Consider the following 16,392-nt stretch of genomic DNA (forward strand, 5'->3'; position numbering starts at 1 on the left):
ATCATTGAAATGAAGAAAACGAAAGGAGAGGACAAAGCATGACAAAATCCGATCACCCCTCTCACCAGACACAGGGACCACCGGACGCAATGGAAAAAATCAAGGAGGAAAGCCGGCTGCTGCGCGGATCTCTCGTGGAAAGCTTTCAGGATCCCATTACCGGGAGCATCCCGGATGACCAGACAAAACTGTTGAAGTTCCATGGAAGTTACATGCAGGATGACCGGGATATCCGGAATGAACGAAAAAAACAGAAACTTGAACCAGCGTATCAATTCATGGTGCGTGTCCGGCTTCCAGGAGGCACAGCCACACCGGAACAGTGGCTGACAATGGATGAACTCTCTGATCAGTATGGAAACGGAACATTAAAACTGACGACAAGACAGACCTTTCAAATGCACGGCATTCTGAAATGGAACATGAAGAAAAGCATTCAACGGATGGACCAGGCGCTCATGGATTCCATAGCCGCCTGCGGAGACGTGAACCGGAATGTCATGTGCAACGTATATCCGGATCAGTCCAATGTTCATCACGAAGTGTATGAGTGGTCGAAGAAAGTAAGTGAGCACCTTCTTCCGAAAACAAGAGCTTATCATGAAATCTGGCTGGATGAGGAGAAAGTTGCCGACGGCAAAGAAGAGGAACCAATCTACGGCCCTGTATATCTTCCGCGGAAATTCAAAATCGGTGTGGCCGTTCCCCCTTCCAATGATGTGGATGTTTTTTCGCAGGACCTGGGTTTTATCGCGATTGTGGAAGATGATCAACTCACCGGCTTTAATATCGCCGTCGGCGGAGGGATGGGGATGACTCACGGCGACGAACATACGTATCCCCAGTTAGCGCGTGTCATCGGCTTCTGCCCGGTCGATAAAATAGTCGAAACAGCTGAAAAAGTCGTCACCATCCAGCGCGATTACGGCAACCGGTCCAACCGTAAAAATGCACGGTTTAAGTATACCGTTGACCGGATGGGGCTGGACTGGATCAGGGAAGAGCTGGAAAGCCGTCTCGGCTGGGAACTTGAAGAAGCAAGGGATTACCATTTCGATCATAATGGGGACCGTTATGGCTGGATCAAAGCCGCTGATGGCACCTGGCATCACACCTTCTTTATCCAAAACGGCCGGATTAAAGATGAAAAAGAATACCAGTTGAAAGCCGGATTGAGAAAAATTGCCGGTATTCACGAAGGCGACTTTCGGTTAACTCCGAACCAGAACGTGAGCATAGCAGGTGTGACCGATGCAAAGAAAGAGGAAATATCAGCGGTCATCGATGAGTACGGACTGACCGATGGCAGGCAGAATTCAGCGCTGAGGAGGAATTCCATGGCGTGTGTCGCTCTTCCGACCTGTGGACTGGCGATGGCAGAGTCGGAGAGATATCTTCCGTCCCTCGTCGATAAATTGGAAGATATTCTAGATGAATACGGGCTCTCAGATGAAGAAATCATTATCCGTATGTCGGGCTGCCCGAATGGATGTTCCCGGCCGGCTCTTGGTGAAATTGGATTCATCGGGAAAGCACCGGGGAAATACAACATGTATTTAGGGGCTGGATTTGCAGGAGACCGCTTGAACAAAATCTATAAAGAAAACATCGGGGAAGAAGAAATTCTCCTCGAGTTAAGGCAGATGTTTAAGGAATTTGCGCTTAACCGTTCCGAAGGTGAAAAGTTCGGGGATTTCGTCATCCGAGCCGGTTATGTGAAGGCCGTTTCGTCAGGCACAGAGTTCCACACCTCCTGATCATGTGTCACCTGCCGGCTTTCTCTGCATATCTTGTAGGGGAAACGACAGGCAGAGAGGTGTAGTAACATGGATGATAAAAAGAGTCAGCTCCCCGGTTTTTTTGAGCATACGTTTATGGATCTGGTTCGGGCCGTGGACTCGTTTTTTGATCAGTCCCTTCATGCAGCAGAATCTTTCTCCCAAAAAAATGCGATTCCTATCGATGTTTATGAATCAAACGGAGAGATCGTCGTTGAAGCTGTCCTTCCGGATGTGGATGAAAATCAAATCCGTATTGACCGCTCCGGCCGGCAGCTGCGCATTCTTATCGAACAACAGCAGCTGCGGGAAGTGAATGATGAAGGGCGCGATTACTACAGCCGCACCCACTTCAGAAAGACCCGGGAACAGATGATCGAGCTGCCATTTGAAGCTGACGTCACCAGCAGCCGTGCTTCGTTCCATAACGGGGTATTGAAGGTTGTCTTTCAAAAAAGAGGGCCGTTGGAGTCCATACAAATTGAAAGGTAAAGGGGAAGTGTAGCGGCTTCTCTTCTTTTTTTAAAGGTATATATGAAGGGGAAGGGGGGAGGCTGTGCACCGTTACTGGGTTCCCTATAGCTGGAGGCCGGTCACTCCGATTTATGAAAGACCCGGACCTTCATATCCAGAGGTGGAAGTCTCTTTGTTCAGAGAATCCGCCGTTTCAATGGAGAAACTCATCAAGGATGCGGAAAGACTGGTTGGGAAAATTCACGACGATGCATCCTATGCTGAGCAGATCATGATGGCGGCTCAACAGTCCAATCATGAAAAAGTGGACGGTCTGCTTGGTGAATATGTATCAAGTTCATTTCAGACCACATATAATCCGGATCGTCTGAAGGTCACCCTTGGATCACAGGACAGCAGACGTGACTGCTGCCGGCTGACACTCGTACTCCGCTGGAGATAAAAAAGCTTGAAGAGAACGTCATGACGTTCTCTTCAAGCTTTTTTTAACTACATGAATCATTAATGTCCAAGCGAGCGTACGATAAATTCAACGAGAAAGATCATGGCGATGAATACGACAGGGGTGGACAATTCCCGATGCCTGCCCAGGGCAAGCTTTACAATCGGATAGGCAATAAAGCCGAAGGCCATTCCGTCAGCGATGGAATACGTGAAAGGAATCATCACGATAATTAAAAACGCCGGCATGGATTCAGAAAGCTGATCAAATGGAATTTCCTTGATGTTCTGAACCATTAGGGCTCCAACGATGATCAGGATCGGAGCAATAGCTGAAGATGGAACCATGGAAATCCATGGGATCAAAAACAGGGTGGCTCCGAATAGAACGGCCATGGTCAGCGCCGATTTCCCTGACTTTCCTCCGGATGCAATGACAGCAGCACTCTCTGCGGAAGAAACCGTCGGAGATGTACCCAGAAATCCAGTGGATAAGGCGGAAAATGCGGTTGCCTGATAGGACCGTTTAAATTTGTCCTCCTGATTGAGCATGGAAAGCTGACCGTGGATCAGCCCCATATTCTCGAAGATGAGAACGATCGCCAACGGGAAAACCGCCATCCAGAAACCAAACCCGAAGATTCCGGAAAAGTCCGGCAGCATCAGAAAGCTCTGTTCCTGGATATCGATGCTTTTTCCACTTTCCCCGAGCAGCCCCGTGAAGTGGGCCAGTACGCTCCCGGCAATCATCGTCACTAAAAAGTTGCCGGGGACGTTTCTTGAGAATAGAAAAATCCCGATAAATAAGGTGATGACACTGGTAATCACCATGGCAGATGACGGGTTGCCAAGCGTGATCAGGGAATGTTCCCCCTTGACAACGAGGCCTCCCTTTTCGAGTCCGATCAGCGTCAGGAAAAGCCCAAGCCCGACGGTGATGGCATGCTTCAAAGAAGCGGGAATGGCATGTTTCAGCCAATCGCCGAGCTTTGTGAAAGCAGTGATCAGAAAGATGATGGAAGCCATCGTCACGACAGCGAGTCCTTCCTGAAAGGACATGCCCGTTCCTTCGACAATCGAGTAGGCGAACAACGCATTGACGCCCATCCCGGGGATGAGAACCATCGGTGCGTTCGCATAAAAAGCCATGATCAAGCAGCCTAACGCGCTGGCAAGGATAGTAGCAACCATACCGCTCTCAAGCGGCAGCCCCGCACTCTCCAGAATCTGACTGTTGACGGCTACAATATATACCGTTGTGAAATAACCGATCAAACCTGCCAGTCCTTCTTTTTTCCAGCCCGCCTGTTGATGTTGCTGATTGAGCATTTCAATCCCTCATATGAAATTATCCCTCTCCCGCCCGGTTACCGAGTAACCCACAATCTATTATTCTACTCTCTCAAAAGAAAACAATCAACCAGTCAAAATATGGAGGGAACGAAAAGGAAGGAAGATTAAAGTGGAATGTGATAAGATGATAAAGGAATGTTAGAATGTAGTAAGCGTTTTCATCACTTACCTGTTCAGGTTTATATAGAAAGGAAAGGGATCTTAATGAAGTATAGATCTGTGTTTGACATCATCGGTCCTGTTATGATCGGGCCTTCCAGCTCGCATACTGCAGGAGCGGCCCGCATCGGCAGGGCTGCCCGCCATTTATTCGGAAGGGAGCCGAAGTACGCCCATATCCATCTTTACGGGTCATTTGCTAAAACCTACAAGGGGCATGGGACGGATGTAGCCATTATTGGTGGTCTCCTGGACTATGAAACCTATGATGAAAGGATAAGCACTTCCCTTGAAACGGCCAGAGCTTCAGGCATGAAAATCCGTTTTCACGAAGAGGATGCCCATACCGATCATCCAAACACTGCCCGTGTAAAGATCGGCGATGAAGACGGGGAACTGGAACTTGTCGGCATTTCCATTGGAGGAGGCAAGGCTGAAATCACGGAATTGAATGGTTTTGAACTCCGGTTATCGGGGAGCCACCCGGCTATCCTTCTTATTCATAACGACCGTTACGGAGCTATTGCATCAGCGACAGCGGTCCTTGCAAAAAATGAAATCAATATCGGCCGGATGGAAGTATCCAGAAAAGCCCAGGGGGAGCAGGCTTTGATGGTCATTGAGGTTGACCAGAATATTGATGATTCCATACTTAATGAACTGGAACGCGCAGACCACATTACTCAAGTGGCTAAAATCTCAGACTAGACATACAAAAGGAGTGTTCGCATGTTTCGCAATGTAGCAGAACTGATCGAGCTTGCTGAAAGTGAGCAGATACAAATATCTGAAGTGATGATTCGTCAGGAAATGGAAGTGAAGCAGCTTTCCAGGGAAGAGGTCTTTGCCCATATGGAAAGGAATCTCGACGTCATGGAAAAAGCAGTGGAAGATGGTTTGAAAGGTGTGCAGTCCCACAGTGGATTGACCGGAGGGGACGCTGTACTCATTCAGGATTACATGAAAAACCATACCCCGTTGTCAGGTCAGCTGTTGATGGACGCCGTCAGTAAGGCAGTGGCCACGAACGAAGTAAATGCGGCTATGGGCACCATCTGCGCCACGCCGACAGCCGGCAGTGCGGGGTGTGTGCCGGGTACTTTGTTTGCCGTTAAAAATCAGCTGAATCCATCACGTGAGCAGATGGTCCGGTACTTGTTCACCTCAGGTGCTTTCGGTTTCGTTGTTGCCAATAATGCATCGATATCAGGGGCTGCGGGTGGATGTCAGGCAGAAGTCGGCTCCGCTGCTGGAATGGCTGCCGCGGCTATTGTGGAAATGGCAGGAGGCACGCCTTCCCAGTCTGCCGAAGCTATGGCGATCACTTTGAAAAATATGCTTGGATTAATTTGCGATCCTGTTGCTGGACTTGTCGAAGTCCCGTGTGTGAAACGAAATGCCATGGGGGCTTCCAACGCTGTTGTAGCGGCAGATATGGCCCTTGCCGGTGTGAAGAGCAGAATTCCATGTGATGAAGTGATTGATGCCATGTATAAAGTAGGGCAGCGGATGCCGTCAGCTTTCAGGGAAACCGCCCAGGGTGGACTGGCTGCGACGCCGACCGGACGCGAACTCGAAGCAAAAGTGTACGGAATATCTTTAAAGAAAGAGTGAATGATGTGCTGCAGCAACCGATTAGTGAAATCAAAGGAGTTGGCGAAAAACTGCAGTCCCATTTAAACGAACTGGGGCTGTTTACGGTGGAGGATCTTTTGTTTTATTTTCCACATCGTTATGATTCCTATGAAGTCAAACCGTTGACGGAACTGGATCATAACGAGAAAGCGACCATTGAAGGGGAGATTGTCTCCGAACCTGTCGTCAGCTATTACGGACGGAAGAAATCAAGGCTGACCTTTACCCTGCAGGTGGAGCATTTTGCTGTGAAGGCGGTCATGTTCAACCGGGCCTTTGCGAAGAAGCAGCTGCAGCAGGGGGACACCGTCACAGTGACAGGAAAATGGGATCAGCAGCGTCTTCAAGTGACGGTCAGTCAATTCAAAAAAGGGGAGTCGAAAAGTCAGGCGCCGATCCAGCCCGTCTACACATTAAAGGAAGGGGTGAACATGAATACCCTCCGGAAAGTGATGACGGCAGCTTTCCACGAATATGGTGGATCGGTTAAGGAAATCCTTCCGGAGGATCTTGCTCTCGCTTATAAGCTCCCACCCCGGCAGGAGGCCCTGCATCAGATGCATTATCCGGAAAACCGGGTGATGCTCAAACACGCCAAGCGCCGGTTCGTATATGAGGAATTTTTAATTTTCCAGCTGAAAATGCAGCTGCTGCGTAAGCATAACCGCGAATCGACGCAGGGCATTGTTCAAAGGTATGATAATCAGAAGCTGACCGGTTTTGTCCAGTCCCTGCCCTTTGAACTGACTGGGGCACAGAAGCGCTCGCTTGCGGAAATTTTGAAGGATATGAAACGTCCCCACCGTATGAACCGCCTGCTTCAGGGGGACGTAGGCTCAGGGAAAACCGCCGTTGCGGCGATTGCTCTCTATGCTTCCATCACCGCTGGATACCAGGGGGCTTTAATGGTTCCGACGGAAATTCTGGCGGAACAGCATTATCAGTCTTTGTCGGCCATGTTTGAAGGCCGGGCAAGGGTGGAGCTTCTGACTGGTTCTATTAAAGGGAAGAAACGCCAGGAAATCCTCGAAGCAGTCAAAGCGGAGGAGATTGATATTCTTGTAGGAACACATGCGCTCATTCAAGATGAAGTCCTATTCAGTCATCTCGGCTTTGTCATTGTAGATGAACAGCACCGCTTCGGTGTAGAACAGCGGCGGACCTTGAGAGACAAGGGTCTTTCCCCCGATGTATTGTTCATGACGGCTACACCTATCCCGCGGACGCTGGCCATTACGGCGTTTGGTGATATGGATGTCAGTGTCATTGATGAAATGCCGGCGGGACGTAAGCCTGTAGAGACCTACTGGGTGAAAGGTGAAATGACCGACCGGGTCTTGAATTTCATCAAGAAGGAAATCGATCAGGGACACCAGGCCTACGTCATCTGTCCGCTTATTGAAGAGTCGGATCAGCTGGATATTCAGAATGCCATTGATCTGTACCATCAGCTCAGCAGTGTCTTTGAGCCGGATATTTCTGTTGGACTGATGCATGGCCGCCTCCATAATGATGAGAAAGAAGAAGTGATGAAGGAATTTGCAGAGAATCATCTGAATATCCTTGTTTCCACAACGGTGGTGGAGGTGGGTGTGAACGTTCCCAATGCCACGATGATGGTGATTTATGACGCCCAGCGTTTCGGCCTTTCCCAGCTTCACCAGCTGCGCGGAAGGGTCGGGCGTGGATCTGCCCAGAGTTATTGTATTCTTCTTGCTGATCCAAAAGGGGATGTCGGTAAAGAACGCATGCGGATCATGACGGAGACGAACGATGGCTTCGAACTGTCTGAGCAGGATTTGAAGCTCCGGGGTCCAGGGGACTTCTTTGGGAAAAAGCAGAGCGGATTACCTGAATTTAAAGTAGGGGATATGGTACACGATTACCGCGCGCTTGAAACGGCAAGAAAAGATGCAGCCGAAATGATTGAAGAAGACATCCTGGATCAACATGAATCTTACAGCTCGTTAAAGGAAGTCGTCTATAAGGATAAGCAGATCATGGAAAATGTTCTGGATTGAGTGGAAAAGGGCACGTCCTGACAAGGGGCGTGTTTTTTTTATTTCCGCTTTTCATAGGACAGGCATCCGTATTTTTTCAATGAATGGGTTTTCAATCCTTGCGTTATGGTTTCCGGTATTATATATTACTATTAGTACCTAGTCATAAAAACGAGGCTTATGGCTGGATGAACGGTGGTATTTGTGTGAAAAAAACCAAGAGAGTACGTCAGGAAGAACTGAAGACACGTATTGAGCAAATGCCTTTCACAACGGATGAAGAACTCGCTAAATCCTTTGGTGTCAGCATACAGACGATCCGGCTGGACAGGATGGAGCTCGGAATTCCCGAGCTGCGGGAGCGGATTAAATCGGTGGCCACACAGGAATGGAATGAGACGGTGAAAGCTCTGCCGGTTGAAGAAATCATTGGAGAGGTCGTTGATTTAGAGCTTGACGACCGTGCCATTTCCATATTGGATATCCGTCCGGAACACGTTTTTTCAAGAAACCATATCGCCCGGGGGCATCATCTGTTTGCCCAGGCCAATTCACTAGCTGTCGCTTTGATCAATGATGAACTGGCTTTGACAGCCCGGTCGACGATTCATTTTTCCAGACCGGTTAAACTGGGTGAACGCGTAGTAGCGAAGGCGACGGCCAAAGGTGAAGATGATAAAGGGCGAACGATCGTAAGCGTCCACAGTTTTGTTGGAAACGAGGAAGTGTTTGCCGGTACGTTTGAAATGTACCGCTCGAATCAGTAAAGGAGTCGAATATTCATGAAGTTAGCCATTGATGCAATGGGTGGGGACAACGCCCCTGAAGCCATTGTGAAAGGAGCTGTCAAGGCAGCTGACACGATTGATGGTTTGTCCATCACACTCGTAGGAGACGAATCACAAATCCGTCCGTTTTTGAAGGATCAGCCGAATATAACGGTCTTACATACAACAGAAGTGATTACTTCGGAAGACGAACCTGTACGGGCTGTTCGCAGGAAGAAAAAAGCTTCCATGGTCATGGCTGCGGCAGAAGTGAAAGAAGGACGCGCGGATGGATGCATCTCGGCTGGTAATACCGGCGCCCTTATGAGTGCAGGTCTTTTCATCGTCGGCCGCATGCCCGGCGTGGAACGTCCGGCTTTAAGCCCTACCCTCCCGACGATGGACGGAAAAGGCTTTTTAATGCTGGATGTTGGAGCGAACGTCGATGCCAAACCGGCCCATCTGCTGCAGTATGCCGTCATCGGTTCGATTTACTCAGAAAACGTCCGTAAAATCAACAACCCAAGAGTGGGGCTGTTAAATGTCGGAACGGAAGATGGAAAAGGAAGCGACCTTACGAAGCAGGCGTTTCAGCTCATGAAGGAAGCGCCGATTAACTTTGTCGGGAATGTGGAATCCCGCGATCTCCTTAATGGGGTGGCTGATGTCGTCGTTACAGACGGATTCACAGGAAACGTCGCTTTGAAAACAATAGAAGGAACGGCTCTTACGATGTTTTCCATGATCAAGGAGACATTTATGAGCAGCTGGAAAACGAAAATCGCTGCTGGACTCGTGAAAGATGACCTCCGCGGCTTGAAAAACCAGCTGGACTATAGTGAATACGGCGGAGCCGGGTTGTTCGGCCTTGCCTCCCCGGTTATTAAAGCCCACGGCTCCTCGAATGAGCGTGCTGTGCTGAATGCGATCCGCCAGGCATGTGAAATGGTAGAGCTGAATGTGACAGAAACCATCTCCAGTACGCTGGACCGGATGAAGGAAATGGAGGAATCAGAATGAAAAAGATTGCAGTCGTTTTTCCAGGCCAAGGCTCCCAGGAAGTCGGAATGGGACGGGCGATGTATGAAGCCTATCCTTCTGTGAAAGAATTGTTTGATAGAGCTGACGAAGGACTCGGGTATTCCCTTACATCCCTGATGTTTGAAGGCCCGGCCGAAGAACTTACGAAAACGGAAAATGCCCAGCCGGCCCTGCTGTTAAACAGTATCGCCATCCAGCAGGTGCTGTCTGAAGAAGGAGTCAAACCAGACATGACGGCAGGACACAGTCTTGGTGAATACAGTGCACTCACAGCCGCCGGCGCGCTGGATCCGCTTGAAGCGGTTCAGCTTGTCCATATCCGTGGAAAGCTCATGGAAGAAGCGTACCCGACCGGGAAAGGTACGATGGCCGCTGTACTTGGACTTTCCCAGGAGGAAATCGAGGATGTCCTGACAGAGTTCGACGGAGAAAAAGCCGTTGATCTCGCTAATATCAACTGTCCGGGACAGATCGTCATCTCCGGTACGAAAGAAGGCGTGGAGGCAGCTGGTGAACAATTGAAGGATAAAGGCGCAAAACGCGTGCTTCCTTTGAACGTGAGCGGACCTTTCCACTCCCGTCTTATGGAGCCGGCGAGTGAAGAATTTGCGGGTCATCTCAATGACCGTACGATCAGAGATGCCTCCATCCCGGTATATGCCAATGTTTCGGCAGAAGCCGTCACAGAAGCGGAAACGATTGAGCGCCTGCTTGTAGAGCAGCTGTATTCGCCTGTGCGTTTTCAACAGATTCTAGAGGCATTTGTCGAAGAAGAAGTTGATGCCATCGTAGAAGTGGGGCAGGGAAAAGTTCTCAGCGGGCTTGTGAGAAAAGTCCAGCGTCGTATGAAGACGTTCAGCGTCCAGGATCCAGATTCATTAAAGGATTTTGTAAAGTGGTATAAGGAGGAAGCCTGATGTTACAGGAACAAGTAGCTCTCGTTACAGGAGCATCACGTGGCATAGGCCGTGCCATCGCTTTAGAACTTGCCCGCCAAGGAGCTAAAGTGGCGGTCAACTATGCAGGAAGTGAAGATAAGGCGGAAGCGGTCGTGCAGGAAATCATTGCCGGCGGCGGTTCAGCGATGAAGATACAGGCCGATGTTGCCAGCGAAGAAGATGTGAAGCAGATGGTGAAAACAGTCGTCGATGAGTTCGGCCGCCTGGACATTCTGGTCAATAATGCCGGAATCACCAAGGATAACCTTCTCATGCGTATGAAGGAAGAGGAATTTGATTCTGTTATCAATACGAATCTGAAAGGGGTTTTCCTCTGCACGAAAGGGGTTACCCGTCAGATGATGAAACAGAAGTACGGCCGGATCATTAATGTAGCCTCCATCGTCGGCGTTTCCGGCAATCCGGGACAGGCGAACTATGTGGCTGCCAAGGCAGGCGTTATCGGGATGACAAAATCCAATGCCAAGGAATTGGCGGCCCGTAATATTCAGGTGAACGCTGTAGCTCCCGGTTATATCACCACCGATATGACGGATGCTCTTACAGAAGAACAGCGTGAGCAGATGCTTGCCCTTATTCCATTGAAACGTCTGGGAGAAGGGGAGGATGTGGCGAGAGTCGTCCGTTTCCTGGCCTCAGAAGACGCCGCATATATGACCGGTCAGACGCTTCATGTGGATGGCGGAATGGTGATGTAAAAACCACTATGGTTTTTCTCTGCAAAATTTACTATAATGACTGAAGGGAGGTGAGGTTCCAATGGCAGAAACATTTGATCGCGTAAAACAGATTATCGTCGACCGTCTAGATGTTGACGAATCCAAAGTAGTTATGGAAGCTTCCTTCAAAGAAGATCTTGAAGCAGACTCTCTTGACGTAGTCGAGCTTGTAATGGAGCTCGAAGACGAGTTTGATATGGAAATTTCTGATGAAGAAGCTGAAAAAATCAATACAGTTGGCGACGCTGTGAATTACATAAGCAGCCAGTCATAAAAAGGTCAGCTGTCCGTTGTTCAACGGGCAGCCTTTCCTGTATTCAGAAACTTTTAGTAAAGGACAAGGTGATTTATGGGTGATTTCTCCAGTTTCCAGAAGCAGATAAATCAATCATTTCAGAACATTTCGTTGCTGGAGCAGGCTTTCACGCATTCATCTTATGTGAATGAGCATCGTAAAACCGACCGGGAGGACAACGAACGTCTTGAGTTTCTCGGGGATGCCGTTTTGGAGCTGGGTGTTTCCCAGTATCTCTACCGGGAGTTCCCGGATATGGCCGAAGGGGAGCTGACGAAGTTCAGAGCCTCGATCGTCTGCGAAGCCTCATTGGTCGAGTTTGCCAATGAACTGAATTTTCAGGACTTGATTCTTCTCGGCAAGGGCGAGGAATTGACGGGCGGCCGCAACAGGCCTGCGCTATTGGCAGACGTATTTGAAGCCTTTATCGGAGCTTTATATCTGGATCAGGGGTATGAGGCGGTTATTCGTTTTTTGAAGACCTACGTCTATCCAAGAGTCCAAAAAGGTGCTTTTTCTCATGCGATGGATTATAAAAGCCAGCTGCAGGAGTTTATACAGCGGGATAAAAATAGTAAAATTGAGTACGAAATTGTGGAAGAAAGAGGCCCAGCACACAGCCGGGAATTTATCGCTCACGTGATGATCCAGGATGACATCGGCGGTATCGGCGTCGGGCGTACGAAGAAGGAAGCAGAGCAGAAAGCGGCTCAGCAGGCTTTAGAGAATCAAGGCGCTCGATTTTAAAAAGGACCGTCATCAGCCTTAAGCGGCTGTAGACGGTCCTTTTTTTCATCGTCGGTACCGGCCCAGTTCCTGGACAAACGCCTGGATTTCAGAAACACTGAGCTGTCCCTTCATATTAATGATGTCGTAGAGGGATTTGATTTCCTCATATTTGTCTAAATCATAATCCTCCGGTTTCATAAGGGAACGATTGACCACCTGAAGTTTTTCGGCCATATCGTCAATGATAAATGCAAGATTTTCTTGTTTTGGTTCTTGTAAACTCAAAAGCTGATTCCTCCTTCGGCTGACTTCATCCGGTTTAGTACATATGATAAAGGACTTTGTCCAATTATGAAACCCTTTGACGGAAGGAAAAGAACGCTGGAGGCTTCCTACCGTAGGGAAAGCGTTTATGATAAAATATATTAGTTGAGTGAATGAAAGATTGTGAAGATACAGGAGGATGACTATGTTCCTCAAACAGTTGGATACTATTGGATTTAAATCATTTGCCGACAGGGTGACCGTGGATTTCGTTTCAGGCGTTACATCTGTGGTCGGTCCGAACGGCAGTGGGAAAAGTAATATAACAGATGCCATCCGCTGGGTGCTCGGAGAGCAGTCGGCCCGTTCCCTGCGCGGTGCGAAGATGGAAGATATTATATTTGCAGGGAGCGACTCGCGTTCTGCCCTGAATATGGCAGAAGTGACCCTTACGCTCGATAACGAAGATCAGACCCTGCCCCTGGATTACCAGGAGGTCAGTGTAACAAGAAGAGTTTACCGATCAGGAGAAAGTGAATTTTACATCAATAACCAGACATGCCGGTTGAAGGATATTATCGACTTATTTATGGATTCTGGTCTTGGGAGAGAAGCTTTTTCCATCATCAGCCAAGGGAAAGTCGAGGAGATTCTAAGCTCGAAGGCTGAAGAGCGCCGGACCATTTTTGAAGAGGCGGCCGGTGTCCTCAAATATAAACAACGGAAGAAAAAAGCCGAATATAAACTGGCGGAGACTCAGGAGAACTTGAACCGTGTGGAAGACATCATTCATGAAATCGATGGACAGCTGGAGCCTTTGAAAGAACAGGCTGCTGTGGCTGAAGACTACCTGGAGAAAAAAGAAGAGTTGAAGCATATCGAAATTTCCCTTTTAATTACTCAGATTGAGGGTCTCCACAAGGATTGGCAGGTTGTTTTAAAGGAACTGGAAGAGGTCAAGAGCGGAGAAGCGTCGTTGAGGGCTGATATCACTGCCCGGCAGGAATCTGTGGATTCGAAGCGGGACCGCATTCAAAAGCTGGATGAGTCTTTGGAAAGTCTTCAGGAAAAGCTGGTGGAGCTGACGAGGGAACTCGAAAATCTGGAAGGTAAAAAGCAGCTCATGAAAGAGCGGCATAAACATTTCGAAGAGAACAAATCCAAACTTGAAGAAGCCTACGAAGAACTCTCGAACAAACTTGAAACGCTGAAGGCCGTTACGACAGAAGAATCATCCAAATTGGAGGAAGTGCGGGAAAACCGCCGGAAATCCAAGCAGGAGCTCAAGGAAACGAATCAGGCGCTCAATCAGAACCTTCAGGAGATGGAAGACCAGATTGAGGATTTAAAAAGTGATTATATCGAACTATTAAACAAGCAGGCCGCGAAACGTAATGAAAAACACCTTCTGGAGAAGCAGCTATCAGAACTGCATTCTAAAAAAGATGTTCAGAGTGGAAAATTCCAAGGCCTCAGAGAAGAGCGGGAAACGCTTGAAAAAGAGCGCAGCCGGTTAACCGCAGAACTTGAAAAACTGGCGTCGGAACGCAGCGAACTGGAAAGCAGCCTCCAGGAAGTGTCGGCTTCGCTTGATAAAAACAAGCAGGCGTATCAGGAATGGCAGGAAAAACTGTACAAAGGGTATCAGTATCTTGAGAAGATGCGTTCCAAAAAGGAAATGCTGGAAGATATGAAAGAGGACTTCTCCGGTTATTTCCAAGGGGTCAGGGAAGTTTTAAAAGCGCGGCAGAATGGACGCCTCTCCGGTATAGAAGGGGCCGTCCTTGAGTTGATTGACATTCCGTCCGCCTACATGACAGCCATTGAAACGGCCCTCGGAGCTCAGGCCCAGCACATTGTTGTCCAGGATGAAAAAGCAGGAAGACAGGCCATCCACTGGCTGAAAACCCAGCACAAAGGCCGTGCCACCTTCCTGCCCCTTTCAGCCATCCAGCCCCGGTATGTAACCGGTGCCGGTTCGCTGAATCAACAGGATGGATACGTAGGAGTCGCAGCTGAATTGATTCACGTCCCGGAGATGTACGCCAAAGCTGTGCAGCACCTGCTTGGTCATATCGTTGTAGCGGAAACCTTGGAACACGCCAATGCGATTGCCCGTGTGCTGAACCGGAAGTACCGGGTCGTCACGCTGGAAGGAGATGTCGTCAATCCCGGTGGTTCTATGACGGGAGGAGCAAAGAAACAATCCGGCCAGTCGTTGTTTACCAGGGAAAAAGAGCTTCAGGAGACAACCGGAAAAATAAAGGATTATGAAAAGAAACTGCAGGATGTTGAACAAAAGGTTATGCAGCTGAAGCAGAGCCTGAGTGAACAGGAACAAGCGAAGGAGTCCTATGCAGAAAAGCTTTCTCATATGAAAAACAAAGAGTATGAAAAACAGTCCGATGCCAGGGAAAATGAAGTCAAATTGAACCATATTAACAGTCAGCTCCACCTTTACGATCAGGATCAGGCCCAGTTTGATCAAGATCGTACACAGGCGGATGACAGGCTTCAAACCCTGACAGAGAACCTCAGCTCTCTGGAGGAGGAACTTGGCTCGACCCAGCAGCGGATCGAAGCCCTTACTGCAGCAAAAGACAGGCAGAAAGAAGATGAGGAAGCTCTTCAAAAACGGCGTCAGGAACTACAGATCAAGCTCGCCGAGCAGGAATCGGCCGTCCATAACCAACAGGAAAAGGTCAGTCGATATGAAGAGGAGAAAGCACTGATTGAGCAGGAACTTCGTGGAAATAAAGCTTCTTATCAGCAGCTGATGGAAGTGGTGGAATCCAATCAAACCGAAGAAGAATTAACAGAGCTGATCAAAAATGCTGGACAGGAGAAAGCGGCAGCCTCAGAAGACATTCATTCCCTTCGCAAAGAACGGGCGGATATCAGTGCCGATGTGCATAAAGAGGACGCATCTCTGAAGGAACACAACCGGCTGCATCAGAACTACCTGCAGGATATCCAGCAGAAAGAAGTGAAGGCCAATCGTCTGGACGTGGAGCTTGATAATCTCCTCACGTACCTGCAGGAAGAATACGTAATAACTTTTGAAAAGGCGAAACGGGACTACGATACCGTTGAAGATGTGGATCAGGCTGCAACGAGAGTGAAACTGATCAAACGGTCCATTGAAGAGCTTGGGACCGTCAACCTTGGGTCTATCGAGGAATATGAGCGGATCAAAGAGCGCTACGAGTTTCTCAAGGGCCAGCAGGATGACCTTTTGGAAGCAAAAGGAACCCTTCATAGTGTCATTAATGAAATGGACGGGGAAATGAAACGGAAATTCGAAGATACCTTCACGAAGATCCGTGCCGAATTCAATGAAGTATTCCGGACGCTCTTCGGAGGAGGACGTGCCGATCTTCAGCTGACTGATCCGGAGAACATGCTGGAAACCGGAGTGGATATTGTCGCTCAGCCGCCTGGCAAGAAACTTCAGAACCTGAGTCTTTTATCTGGTGGAGAAAGAGCGTTGACAGCCATTGCTCTGCTGTTTTCTATATTAAGAGTCCGCCCCGTGCCGTTCTGTGTTCTGGACGAAGTGGAAGCAGCTCTTGATGAAGCCAACGTCGACCGGTTTGCCCGGTTCTTGAAAGAATTCAGCAGAAATACACAGTTTATCGTGATCACCCACCGTAAGGGAACAATGGAAGAATCGGATGTCCTGTATGGAGTAACGATGCAGGAATCGGGCGTGTCGAAACTTGTTTCCGTCCGTTTGGAAGAAACACCTGAACTATTGGAAGCATAGAAAGGAAGATTG

General features: G+C 48.8%; 15 protein-coding genes. 13 read left to right on the forward strand and 2 right to left on the reverse strand.

All coding sequences use genetic code 11. From position 1 onward, the window contains the following. The first annotated feature begins 38 nt into the window (after window positions 1-38). The 3 genes from cysI to ACXAJH_RS02075 all read left to right on the forward strand — a co-directional run bounded on the left by cysI (window position 39) and on the right by ACXAJH_RS02075 (window position 2,694). Complete coding sequence (gene cysI / locus ACXAJH_RS02065; RefSeq protein ID WP_474971482.1) at window positions 39-1,757, forward strand: assimilatory sulfite reductase (NADPH) hemoprotein subunit; 1,719 nt, start codon at window positions 39-41, stop codon at window positions 1,755-1,757. A gap of 69 nt (window positions 1,758-1,826) precedes the next feature. Beyond that, window positions 1,827-2,270, forward strand: coding sequence for an Hsp20/alpha crystallin family protein (locus ACXAJH_RS02070; RefSeq protein ID WP_474968469.1), 444 nt, complete (start codon window positions 1,827-1,829; stop codon window positions 2,268-2,270). A gap of 154 nt (window positions 2,271-2,424) precedes the next feature. Next, window positions 2,425-2,694, forward strand: a complete 270-nt coding sequence (locus ACXAJH_RS02075; protein WP_474968470.1) for a YuzC family spore coat inner layer protein — start codon at window positions 2,425-2,427, stop codon at window positions 2,692-2,694. Between the two features lie 59 nt (window positions 2,695-2,753). On the opposite strand, the gene ACXAJH_RS02080 is transcribed toward ACXAJH_RS02075, so the two are convergent. Next, window positions 2,754-4,022, reverse strand: coding sequence for an NCS2 family permease (locus tag ACXAJH_RS02080; protein WP_474992974.1), 1,269 nt, complete (start codon window positions 4,020-4,022; stop codon window positions 2,754-2,756). Window positions 4,023-4,250: 228 nt separating this feature from the next. On the opposite strand from ACXAJH_RS02080, the gene sdaAB reads away from it, so the two are divergent. From sdaAB to rnc, 9 genes are all read left to right on the forward strand, one after another. Further along, window positions 4,251-4,913, forward strand: coding sequence for an L-serine ammonia-lyase, iron-sulfur-dependent subunit beta (gene sdaAB, locus ACXAJH_RS02085; protein WP_474968471.1), 663 nt, complete (start codon window positions 4,251-4,253; stop codon window positions 4,911-4,913). Window positions 4,914-4,934: 21 nt separating this feature from the next. Beyond that, window positions 4,935-5,819 (forward strand): L-serine ammonia-lyase, iron-sulfur-dependent, subunit alpha, encoded by an 885-nt coding sequence (sdaAA, locus tag ACXAJH_RS02090; protein WP_474968472.1) that lies wholly within the window; start codon window positions 4,935-4,937, stop codon window positions 5,817-5,819. A 5-nt stretch (window positions 5,820-5,824) separates the two neighbouring features. Beyond that, a complete protein-coding gene (gene recG, locus ACXAJH_RS02095) occupies window positions 5,825-7,861 on the forward strand; it encodes an ATP-dependent DNA helicase RecG (RefSeq protein ID WP_474992976.1) in 2,037 nt (678 codons plus the stop codon). 167 nt (window positions 7,862-8,028) lie between these two features. Further along, entirely contained in the window at window positions 8,029-8,607 is a 579-nt protein-coding gene (gene fapR, locus ACXAJH_RS02100) for a transcription factor FapR (protein ID WP_242520187.1), read from the forward strand. A gap of 15 nt (window positions 8,608-8,622) precedes the next feature. After that, the gene (plsX, locus tag ACXAJH_RS02105) at window positions 8,623-9,627 is read left to right on the forward strand and encodes a phosphate acyltransferase PlsX (RefSeq protein ID WP_474992978.1); all 1,005 of its coding nucleotides are present in this window, start codon (window positions 8,623-8,625) and stop codon (window positions 9,625-9,627) included. Continuing rightward, a complete protein-coding gene (gene fabD / locus ACXAJH_RS02110) occupies window positions 9,624-10,565 on the forward strand; it encodes an ACP S-malonyltransferase (protein ID WP_474992980.1) in 942 nt (313 codons plus the stop codon). The genes plsX and fabD overlap by 4 nt, the downstream gene beginning before the upstream one ends. Continuing rightward, entirely contained in the window at window positions 10,565-11,305 is a 741-nt protein-coding gene (fabG, locus tag ACXAJH_RS02115; RefSeq protein ID WP_474968476.1) for a 3-oxoacyl-[acyl-carrier-protein] reductase, read from the forward strand. Before fabD ends, fabG begins: the two co-directional genes overlap by 1 nt. A gap of 61 nt (window positions 11,306-11,366) precedes the next feature. Next, window positions 11,367-11,600 carry an acyl carrier protein gene (acpP, locus tag ACXAJH_RS02120; RefSeq protein WP_027954176.1) on the forward strand — a complete coding sequence of 78 codons (234 nt, stop codon included), beginning with the start codon at window positions 11,367-11,369 and terminating at the stop codon, window positions 11,598-11,600. Window positions 11,601-11,675: 75 nt separating this feature from the next. Then, window positions 11,676-12,368 carry a ribonuclease III gene (rnc, locus tag ACXAJH_RS02125; RefSeq protein ID WP_027954177.1) on the forward strand — a complete coding sequence of 231 codons (693 nt, stop codon included), beginning with the start codon at window positions 11,676-11,678 and terminating at the stop codon, window positions 12,366-12,368. A gap of 45 nt (window positions 12,369-12,413) precedes the next feature. Here the strand turns inward: rnc and ACXAJH_RS02130 are convergent, their stop codons facing one another. Beyond that, a complete protein-coding gene (locus ACXAJH_RS02130; protein ID WP_474968477.1) occupies window positions 12,414-12,635 on the reverse strand; it encodes a DUF1128 domain-containing protein in 222 nt (73 codons plus the stop codon). 184 nt (window positions 12,636-12,819) lie between these two features. Between ACXAJH_RS02130 and smc the strand changes: the two genes are divergently transcribed. Next, on the forward strand, window positions 12,820-16,380 hold the full coding sequence (gene smc / locus ACXAJH_RS02135; protein WP_474968478.1) for a chromosome segregation protein SMC: 3,561 nt from the start codon (window positions 12,820-12,822) through the stop codon (window positions 16,378-16,380). Window positions 16,381-16,392 lie beyond the last annotated feature (12 nt).

The organism is Halobacillus sp. ABD4_316 (assembly GCF_056161385.1).

What these genes read in the sequence shown, in the direction of transcription:
- cysI (WP_474971482.1), top strand. Translation starts at nt 39, where the DNA reads ATGACAAAATCCGATCACCCCTCTCACCAGACACAGGGACCACCGGAC.
- ACXAJH_RS02070 (WP_474968469.1), top strand. Translation starts at nt 1,827, where the DNA reads ATGGATGATAAAAAGAGTCAGCTCCCCGGTTTTTTTGAGCATACGTTT.
- ACXAJH_RS02080 (WP_474992974.1), bottom strand. Translation starts at nt 4,022, where the DNA reads ATGCTCAATCAGCAACATCAACAGGCGGGCTGGAAAAAAGAAGGACTG.
- sdaAB (WP_474968471.1), top strand. Translation starts at nt 4,251, where the DNA reads ATGAAGTATAGATCTGTGTTTGACATCATCGGTCCTGTTATGATCGGG.
- sdaAA (WP_474968472.1), top strand. Translation starts at nt 4,935, where the DNA reads ATGTTTCGCAATGTAGCAGAACTGATCGAGCTTGCTGAAAGTGAGCAG.
- fapR (WP_242520187.1), top strand. Translation starts at nt 8,029, where the DNA reads ATGAACGGTGGTATTTGTGTGAAAAAAACCAAGAGAGTACGTCAGGAA.
- plsX (WP_474992978.1), top strand. Translation starts at nt 8,623, where the DNA reads ATGAAGTTAGCCATTGATGCAATGGGTGGGGACAACGCCCCTGAAGCC.
- fabD (WP_474992980.1), top strand. Translation starts at nt 9,624, where the DNA reads ATGAAAAAGATTGCAGTCGTTTTTCCAGGCCAAGGCTCCCAGGAAGTC.
- fabG (WP_474968476.1), top strand. Translation starts at nt 10,565, where the DNA reads ATGTTACAGGAACAAGTAGCTCTCGTTACAGGAGCATCACGTGGCATA.
- acpP (WP_027954176.1), top strand. Translation starts at nt 11,367, where the DNA reads ATGGCAGAAACATTTGATCGCGTAAAACAGATTATCGTCGACCGTCTA.
- rnc (WP_027954177.1), top strand. Translation starts at nt 11,676, where the DNA reads ATGGGTGATTTCTCCAGTTTCCAGAAGCAGATAAATCAATCATTTCAG.
- smc (WP_474968478.1), top strand. Translation starts at nt 12,820, where the DNA reads ATGTTCCTCAAACAGTTGGATACTATTGGATTTAAATCATTTGCCGAC.